Raw genomic sequence first — 9,327 nt, forward strand, 5'->3', positions numbered from 1 at the left:
GACAATAGCAAGAGTGAACCACCTGATCCCTTCCCGAACTCAGAAGTGAAACCTCTTAGCGCTGATGGTAGTGTGGGGTTACCCATGTGAGAGTAAGTCATCGCCAGCTCATTATTCAAAATCCCCCCTATCTCTTATGAGATAGGGGGATTTTTTTATGCGCTAAAAAATGATAAAAATCAAAAAGAATAAAACCAAAGCCTTATTTCACCTAGGAATCAGGAAGTCAGTTGCCTTCTCGCTTATTTAAACACTTAATTAAAGCTAAATTATTAGGGTTTTATTTTGATTTTTATAAGACTTAAGCTCAACTTTATTTATTCACTATAGAAATCTTAGACTTAGATCGTAGTCCAACGTATTTATTATGAAAAAATCGCGTTTTAATCTGACAATATCAATATCAAATAATCTATTGTCTGATTGTCATTAGGTGTTAATTAAGTCATTGAATATTATTAATTATAAAAACTAGACCCTCCGTCCACCATTTTTATTATGTGTAAATATTTCATTTTGATACTCATTTCTCTGACATTTTATGACTAAAAAAACCGCATATATCCTAAAGGTATGAGTCTATACCTTTGTAATTTTGGACAATTCATCATCAAAAACGGCATTGTAGCTGAAAAATAAATCTCACAATTGGAGGTGAGTTTCAATGTCTACAAGCACAGTGAATGTGAATAATGTGGTTGATAATGCCAAATTCACGAAGTCGCATTTAAGCATCATGTTGTGGTGTTTAATTTTGATTTTATTTGATGGTTATGATTTGGCCATCAATGGGGTAGCTCTACCTTTGCTAATGAAAGACTGGGGATTAACAGCTGTACAAGCGGGTATGTTAGCTAGTACAGCACTAGCGGGTATGATGTTTGGTGCGATGATGTTTGGTACTTTGGCCGATCGAATTGGTCGTAAAAAAGTCATCATGATCTGTGTGTTTTTATTCAGTACTTTTACTTTTGCTGGCGGTTTTGCAACGAATCCGACAGAGTTTGGTGTGCTACGTTTTATTGCTGGTTTAGGTATTGGTGGTGTATTACCAAACTTAGTGGCGTTAACTTCAGAATATGCGCCTAAACGTCTACGTAGTACCTTAGTAACCACTATGTTTAGTGGTTATGCTATGGGCGGCATTATGGCAGCACTATTTGGTTCATGGTTTACAGCAGATCATGGCTGGCAAATTATGTTCTTTATTGCAGGTATTCCATTGTTATTGCTACCTTTAGCATGGAAGTTCTTGCCTGAATCTCTGACTTTTTTGGTGAAAGTTGAACGTACGGCTGAAGCACGCCAAATGATTCAAAAAATTGCACCTGAACAAAATCTAAGTTCAACAGCAAAACTTGAGTTAACTGAAGTTGTTGTACCAGGTGGAACTTCTGTTAAAGCGCTATATAAACAGGGGCGTGGCTTAAGTACTGCACTGTTTTGGCTTTGCTTCTTTATGTGTTTATTAACGTTATATGCACTAGGCAGTTGGTTGCCAAAACTGATGATGGCCGCAGGATATTCTTTAGGTAGTAGTCTGACGTTTTTATTGGCCATGAACATTGGTGCGGTTATTGGCACAGTTGGTGGTGGTATTTTGGCGGATAAATTCCATTTGAAACCAGTGATTATTACACTGTGCTTAGCAGGTGCTGTAGCGCTGTCACTACTTGGATTTAACTCACCACAACCTGTGATTTATCTGTTGGTAGCTGTTGCGGGTGCTTCTGCAATTGGTTCGCAAATTTTACTGTATAGCTATGTAGCTCAATACTATCCGTTGTCTGTACGTTCAACCGGTATTGGCTGGGCATCTGCAGTTGGCCGTACTGGTGCAATTGTAGGTCCAATTTTGATTGGTTATTTATTGTCTCAAGAGTTACCACATCAAATTAATTTTATGGCCGTGGGGATTCCTGTTGTGATTGCAGCAATTGCAGTGTTCTTTATTCGCAAAGCACAAACTGATGAAGAAGTTGCAGCTGAAGCTGAGGCACAACGAAAAACCTTGAAAGCACAGCGTTCATATAGTTAAGTCTCACTTTAGAAAGCCCATCTTCTGATGGGCTTTTTTATCAATATTTTAATTATAAAGTAAAAAAGCCCCGACATCCTGTCAGGGCTCTTCTATATGCTTTGCAAGGTGAATTGTTCCATTGCATTTTGTCGTATGGTTTTTCTTTTTGTTTTAAGTTTGAGACATCCTGTCTCGGTATGGCTTCACTATAGGATTTTAGATAAGGCATGCCTAGATGAATCTGCCTCAGTTGTTGTAGGATATTTCTCACAAATATGTGTAAAAAACATGCAATTATAATTTTTTATATAAAATTAAGTTGATGTTTTAAAATGCTTATATTTAATTTTTTAGGTTTTTTGAAAAATTCAATTTCTAATAATCTTGCTGCTTGTGCTTTTAGTCGCAATGACTTTTAAATAAGGTAATGAACCTAAAAAGTTCTGCATTTTTGCCCATTTTTTATCAGCCTTGTTACGTAAATATAGTGAACTTAAAGCCAACTCAGCGCATGATAGGATTTATAGAAATCGCGTTATTATTCGGAATCCTAAGGAAATAAAAATGTCTGAATCAACAGTCAAAGTCACTGATTATCCTTTATACCTTGCAGGCAAAGCTGTAAAAACTGAACAATGGCTTGAGGTTCAAGATAAATATAGTCAGAAAGTCTTTGCCCGAGTTGCGCTGGCAGATGCTCAAACCATCGAGCAAGCCATTCAATCGGCAGTAAAATCGGCTGCTGAAATGGCCGCGCTTGAGCCATTTCAAAAACAAAAAATTCTGTTGCATTGTGTGAAACGCTTTAATGAAATGCGTGCAGAATTAACAGACTTGTTAATTGCAGAAGGCGGTAAACCGCGTAAAGCGGCGGCGGCTGAAGTTGAGCGTTTAATTAATACCTTCCAAATTGCAGCGGATGCTGTCACACAAATTGAAGATGGTCGCATGATTCCATTGGCGGTGACATCAGCTGCCTCCGGCTATCAGGGCATGGTCAAGCATGTGCCGATTGGTCCAGTATCATTGATCAGCCCTTTTAATTTTCCTATCAATTTAACGGCGCATAAAATTGCTCCTGCAATTGCTGCAGGTTGTCCATTTGTATTGAAGCCTGCGAGTTTGACACCTATCTCAGCGTTAAAAATTGCAGAAGTTTTGGCTGAAACAGATTTGCCAAAAGGCGTGTTTTCAGTACTGCCATGTCCACGTGAACATGCGGACGTGTTGGTGACAGATGATCGCTTTAAATTACTCAGCTTCACGGGTTCTGATGTAGTCGGTTGGGATATGAAAGCGCGGGCAGGACGTAAAAAAGTCACACTTGAGTTAGGTGGTAATGCCGCGGTATTGATTGAGCCAGACACAGAGATCAGCGAAGCATTTATCGATCGTTTGGTTGGAGGTGCATATAATCATGCAGGGCAGGTATGTATTAGTGTGCAACGCATTTTAGTTCACGCGGATATCTATTCCGATGTGAAGAAAAAAATGATCGCTAAAATGAAGCAAATAAAGGCTACAAACCCAGAACTCGAAAGCACAATGGTGGGGCCGATGATTAAGGATGCTGAAGCGATTCGGGTCAATAAATGGGTGGATAAGGCGATTAAAAAAGGCGCAAAAGCCCTGGTTCGTGGTGAGTTGAAAGGTGCGTTGCTTGATCCTATTTTATTGGAAAATGTTGATGCGTCATTAGAAGTGTATAAGGACGAGATTTTTGGTCCTGTGGCGATTTTAGAGAAGTACAAGAACTTTGAAAAAGGTATCGCAAAAATAAATAGTAGCCGTTTTGGTTTACAGGCCGGCGTCTACACTCAAAACTTAAATAAGATGATGTATGCATGGAATCATCTGGAAGTGGGGGGTGTAATCATTAATGATATCCCATCATTTCGGGTTGATAACATGCCCTATGGCGGCGTAAAAGACTCTGGCTTGGGTCGTGAAGGGATTCAATCGGCTATTCGTGATATGCAAGAAGAGCGCGTGCTGGCGATTAAATTATCATGATCTAGTTTGATCAGGCATCAATCAGCATGGTCTGATCGGTGCCTTTATTTTGAGTACAATCTTTCCTATAAAAAGTAATGCAGTGAATAAGAACAGATGAAGCAGATTTTTTTATTTTTGAGTTTAATTACCGTGCAAGTTTCGTCTTGGGCATTGGATGCTCAGCAAATGGTGGCGGATGCGCGTGGACAAATTGGCAAGACCTTGCACTATGATCCTGCATATACGCAGCTATCGTACCCAATGGGAGATGTACCGATTGTAAAAGGTGTATGCACCGATGTGGTGATTCGGGCATTACGTTTGCAGGGGATTGATCTGCAAAAAACCATTCATGAAGATATGAGAGCTCATTTTAAATCCTATCCACAAAAATGGGGACTGAAAGGGCCAGACAAAAATATTGATCACCGCCGTGTACCGAATATACAAACGTGGATGAAACGCCAGGGCTATCAAGTTTTGGATCAGCAATATTTAGTAGGTGATGTTGTCACTTGGGACTTAGGTCGTGGGCTTGTACATATTGGTATTGTTTCAGACCGTCAATCTAATCTAAACAAGACACCGCTGATTATTCACAATATTGGGTCAGGTACGCAGGAAGAAGACATTTTATATGCTTATAAAATTACTGGACACTATCGAGTGAAATAACTAAGTGGATTACACTATAAATATATCATTCCTAAAAGTTATATTATTGATAATTTTGTTGTATAAAAAATAAGCTGATTAAATGAACATTTGATATAAAACAGATTATAAAAATGGAATATTTGCTTCAGAAATTACAGAAAAAGGCTGGAAAAGTGAGTATTGTTGAATTCATACAAAAGAAAAATATTTTGTTATGTTTTTAACAAAAATTGATGACTTATTTTTCTGTTTGCTTTCTAGTAAAGAAGCTCACAAGGTAACTTACTAGATCAAACACCCAGAATTTATTTTTATGGTGCTTTTTTGCTCGCGATATAACCATAACAAGCAGCAAAGAGCCGCCTAAGGTTTAGGTGTTCTATGTCAGATAAACGTGAAAACTGGTCAGCACGATCAGGCTTTATTATTGCCGCGATTGGTTCGGCGGTAGGTTTGGGTAACATTTGGCGTTTCCCATATGTGGCTTATGAAAATGGTGGCGGTGCCTTCTTAATTCCGTATTTGGTTGCGATTTTTGCAGCGGGTCTACCATTGTTGTTTCTTGACTATGCAGTCGGTCACAAATTCCGTAAAGCACCTCCAACAGCGTACAAAAAGTTGATGAATAGTGAAGCGTTGGGATGGTGGCAGGTGATGGTGACATTGATCATCGGTATCTACTATGCCAGCGTATTATCTTGGGCGGGCAGCTACATTTACTACTCGATTGGTCAAAAATGGGGTGAAGATACTCAAGGCTTCTTCTTTAATACCTATTTGCAAAATGCCGATGGTATTGCCTTTGGTTTCGTACCGACATTGTTCTTTGGCTTAGTGATTGTTTGGGCAATTACCGTGTTTATTCTTTACGGTGGCGTAAAGAAAGGGGTAGAGCTTTCTAATAAAATCTTTATTCCATTGTTGGTGATTTTATTCAGCATTCTTGTTATTCAAGCATTACGCTTACCAGGTGCAACAGATGGCTTAAATGCGTTCTTTACACCGAACTGGGAAGCCATGACCAACTATAAAGTATGGTTGGCAGCATTCGGTCATATCTTCTTCTCGTTATCTGTAGGTTTCGGGATCATGTTGACTTATGCGTCTTATTTGAAAGCAAAAACCAATTTAACCGGTTCAGGTATGGTGGTTGCACTCGCTAACTCATCGTTTGAAATTTTGGCAGGTATTGGTATTTTTGCAGCTTTGGGCTTTATGGCACATAGTGCAGGTGTACCTGTAAATGAAGTGGTTTCGGGCGGTATTGGTTTAGCCTTTATTGCATTCCCGAAAATTATTTCGAGCTTAGGTGCAGGCGGCGACTTATTTGGCTTCCTATTCTTCTCATCTCTTGCTGTTGCGGGTATTACGTCAATGGTGAGTATTTTAGAAGTGCCAATCGCATCATTCCAAGATAAATTGGGTTGGTCACGTAAGAAAGCTGTAACGATTGTCGGCGGTGGCTCTGCAATTGTTTCAACCTTGATTTTCTCTACACATAGCGCGATTACTTTCGTTGATATCATTGACTACTTCGCCAATAACATTGGTATTGTGGCAGGTGGTTTGTTCTCTATTATCTTGGTGTCTTGGTTCCGTCGTCCATTGTTAACGCAATTGAAAGACCACGTAAATCAGTACTCAAGTATTAAATTGGGCTTTGGTTGGAATTTCTTAATTACGGTAATTACACCCTTATCACTCTTGGTCGCATTGGGCTTAACCATTAAAGCGATTGCAACCGAAGGCTATGGTGGATATCCAGTTGAAGTACTGTTACCTGTTGCTGGTGCAGTGATGGCTGTATTTGTCATTGGTGCAATTGTATTTAGTTGCATGAAAGACAAAGAAACTGAGGAGAAATAAAATGAATACTTCCGCAATGGTGATGTTGATTATTTCTATCGTGTTACTTTGGGGCGGCTTAATCTTGGCCTCCATCCACTTAGCCAAACATCCTGACGAAGAAGATTAAGATCTTCTTCCCAATAAAAAAGGAACCTTCAAGGTTCCTTTTTTATTGGTATATCTATAGGCAAAACATCAGTAGGTATTAAGCCGTTTTTGTAATTCGGCAATAATAGAAACCATCACCATGACCCACTTCAGGGAATAACTGACGACCGTGGATTTGTTCAATGCCCCAATCGGCGTCAATTTTGACTTCTTGTGCATCAGCATGCGAAGCAAAGAAATTCACCATTTGTTGCTCATTTTCAGCTTTTAAAATCGAGCAAGTGATGTAAAGCAGGGTGCCGCCCACTTTAAGCTGCTGCCACATATTTTCAAGAATTTGTTTTTGCAACTCGACTGTTTTTGCAATGTCGCCAGATTGGCGAAGTAGGCGAATGTCAGGATGACGACGCATCACACCTACTGCTGAACATGGTGCGTCAAGGACGATACAATCTGCTTGTTCAGGTGCTGTCCAAGTCACTGCATCCGCAGTAATAATTTCAACATGTTTACCATCTAAAACTAGACGCTCTAAATTTTCCGTCACACGTTTTAAACGCTTTTCATCCTGATCTAATGCGATCATTTTGCGTAGATCAAAAGTCTCAAGAATATGTGCTGTTTTGCCACCCGGTGCAGCGCAAGCATCAATTACAAATTTATCATCTAAATTTGGCAACAGGGTTGCACACAGTTGAGCGTGTTCATCTTGTACGGAAAAACCACCTGCTTCAAAACCCGGTAGGCTTGGAATATGCAAGCTTTCATCCATCACGATACCGACGTTTGAAATTTCACAGCGATGTGCTTCGATACCTTCATCTAGCAGGATATCTAGGTACTCATCACGGCTGACTTGACGAGTATTAACACGTAAAGTGAGAGGAGCAACTTGTTTCAGCTGATAACTGATTTCGTTAAATTGTTCGCCCCAATCCTTTTTCAGGCGCTTGGATAACCAACTTGGTAAGTTGGTCGCTTGTTCAAGGACATCATAAAATTGTTCAGTTTCACGAGTCGCGCGACGTAATATCGCATTCACCACGCCACTTAAACTTTCCATGCCCAATTGTTTGCTGGCTTCTACTGTTTCAGAGATCGCTGCATGTGCCGCCACACGGGTGCACAGCAATTGATAGAGTCCCAAATACAGACAGGTTTCAACCACTTGGTTTTCCAGTGGCTTTGACAATAATGGTAAGGTTAATTGTTTAAGCGCATGCCATTGACGTAGGCAACCTAAAACCAATTCATGGTAGAGCGCACGGTCTTTGTCTGACACGATATTCATATGTTGTGCCAGTACAGACTGTAGCGACTGACCATTTTGGACAGCCAATAACGTTTTCACAACCTGAGCACGTAAGTTGAGGTTTTTACCTGAGGCGTGGGGAGATTGCTTCATTATAAAATTTGTCCAATATTCAATTTTTGAGTTTGCAGGATTTGAACTGCATTCAGCGGTTTACCGCCCGGCCATTGTAGCGTAGTCAGACGAATTACACTGTTATTGCCGCAGGCAACATGTACACCGTGTTTATCAATTGCAATGATTTGGCCTGGTTGAGCCTCTTTTGCATTTGCATCTGAAAGTTGTGAATTCCAAACACGAAGATTGTTTTGTTCATCGAGTTGGATAAAAGCCACAGGCCATGGATTAAATGCACGAATATTTCGGTCAATTTGGATCGCATCCAAAGACCAATCTAGTTTCGCTTCAGCTTTTGAAAGTTTATGTGCATAAACAGTTAATGCTTCGTCCTGCACTTCACGTTGTTCAAGGTAGTGCTGTAAGCTTTCTTCTGATGCTAAAACCTGTACAGTTGCTTCGGCACCTTGTAGAGCAAGTTTGTCATGTAAAGATGCAGAGGTGTCTGTTGCTTCAATTGGGCAAATGGTTTTATACATCATGTCACCGGTGTCTAAACCAGCGGCCATTTTCATAATGGTTACTCCGGTTTCATGGTCGCCTGTGGCAATAGCACGTTGAATAGGTGCAGCACCACGCCAACGCGGTAATAAGGAACCATGAATATTGAGGCAACCGTACTTAGGTGTATCGAGGACCACTTGCGGCAAGATTAAACCATAAGCAGCGACCACCATTACATCGGCATTTAAAGCCGCCAATTCAGCTTGAGCAGCCAAACCTTCTTCAGTAGATGATTTGAAATGTAGTGGTTGATACACAGGAATATTGTGTTCCAGTGCCAACAATTTCACTGCAGATGCCGTTAGCTTTTGTCCGCGGCCAGCTTTGCGGTCAGGTTGAGTGTATACCGCAACGATGTCATGTTGAGTTTTGAGCAATGCAGCAAGAGCTGTTGCGGCAAATTCTGGTGTACCGGCAAAGATGATTTTCAATGGAAACAAACCGATTTTGTGGTGGATCAGCCAATTATAACAAAAGCGAGCTCTGGGTTATGTAGCAGTGCAAATTTAATAGACGAAAAAAAGTCATTTACTGACAAAATTTTCACTTTAAAAACGGCCAGTTAAAATCGCCCACTTATAGAAATTTGATGAAAATAAGAGGAAAAAACCATCAAAAAATAATACGTGATTATTCCGGTATGGCTTTGTTGCACAAAGATTTGAAATGCAAAGCGCCCCTAATTGAGCCAAATTTAAGGCGTAACTTGGGTAAGTGGTCGACCTAATTCCGTAAATCTGTTAAGAACTGCTACACGTGCATGGAT

Annotated in this window: 7 protein-coding genes and 1 rRNA gene; 6 read left to right on the forward strand and 2 right to left on the reverse strand. The window is 40.2% G+C overall.

Features of this window, described 5'->3' with window-relative positions; genetic code table 11:
* The 6 genes from rrf to FTV09_RS16055 form a co-directional block, all read left to right on the forward strand.
* Positions 1–109 (forward strand): 5S ribosomal RNA (gene rrf, locus FTV09_RS16030); the annotation flags it as partial.
* A gap of 555 nt (positions 110–664) precedes the next feature.
* Entirely contained in the window at positions 665–2,038 is a 1,374-nt protein-coding gene (locus FTV09_RS16035) for an MFS transporter (protein WP_067763415.1), read from the forward strand.
* 546 nt (positions 2,039–2,584) lie between these two features.
* On the forward strand, positions 2,585–4,033 hold the full coding sequence (locus FTV09_RS16040; RefSeq protein WP_067763413.1) for an aldehyde dehydrogenase family protein: 1,449 nt from the start codon (positions 2,585–2,587) through the stop codon (positions 4,031–4,033).
* A gap of 96 nt (positions 4,034–4,129) precedes the next feature.
* Positions 4,130–4,690, forward strand: coding sequence for a DUF1287 domain-containing protein (locus tag FTV09_RS16045; protein ID WP_067763411.1), 561 nt, complete (start codon positions 4,130–4,132; stop codon positions 4,688–4,690).
* A 363-nt stretch (positions 4,691–5,053) separates the two neighbouring features.
* Complete coding sequence (locus FTV09_RS16050; RefSeq protein ID WP_067763409.1) at positions 5,054–6,538, forward strand: sodium-dependent transporter; 1,485 nt, start codon at positions 5,054–5,056, stop codon at positions 6,536–6,538.
* A gap of 1 nt (position 6,539) precedes the next feature.
* Entirely contained in the window at positions 6,540–6,647 is a 108-nt protein-coding gene (locus FTV09_RS16055; RefSeq protein WP_081410288.1) for a methionine/alanine import family NSS transporter small subunit, read from the forward strand.
* A gap of 78 nt (positions 6,648–6,725) precedes the next feature.
* Here the strand turns inward: FTV09_RS16055 and rsmB are convergent, their stop codons facing one another.
* Positions 6,726–8,033: a 16S rRNA (cytosine(967)-C(5))-methyltransferase RsmB gene (gene rsmB / locus FTV09_RS16060; protein ID WP_067763407.1), complete on the reverse strand. Its 1,308-nt coding sequence runs from the start codon at positions 8,031–8,033 to the stop codon at positions 6,726–6,728.
* Positions 8,033–8,992 (reverse strand): methionyl-tRNA formyltransferase, encoded by a 960-nt coding sequence (fmt, locus tag FTV09_RS16065; RefSeq protein ID WP_067763417.1) that lies wholly within the window; start codon positions 8,990–8,992, stop codon positions 8,033–8,035. The genes rsmB and fmt overlap by 1 nt, the downstream gene beginning before the upstream one ends.
* Between the last annotated feature and the right edge of the window lie 335 nt (positions 8,993–9,327).

This window comes from Acinetobacter sp. YH12227 (assembly GCF_013417785.1).
Lineage (GTDB): Bacteria > Pseudomonadota > Gammaproteobacteria > Pseudomonadales > Moraxellaceae > Acinetobacter > Acinetobacter gandensis.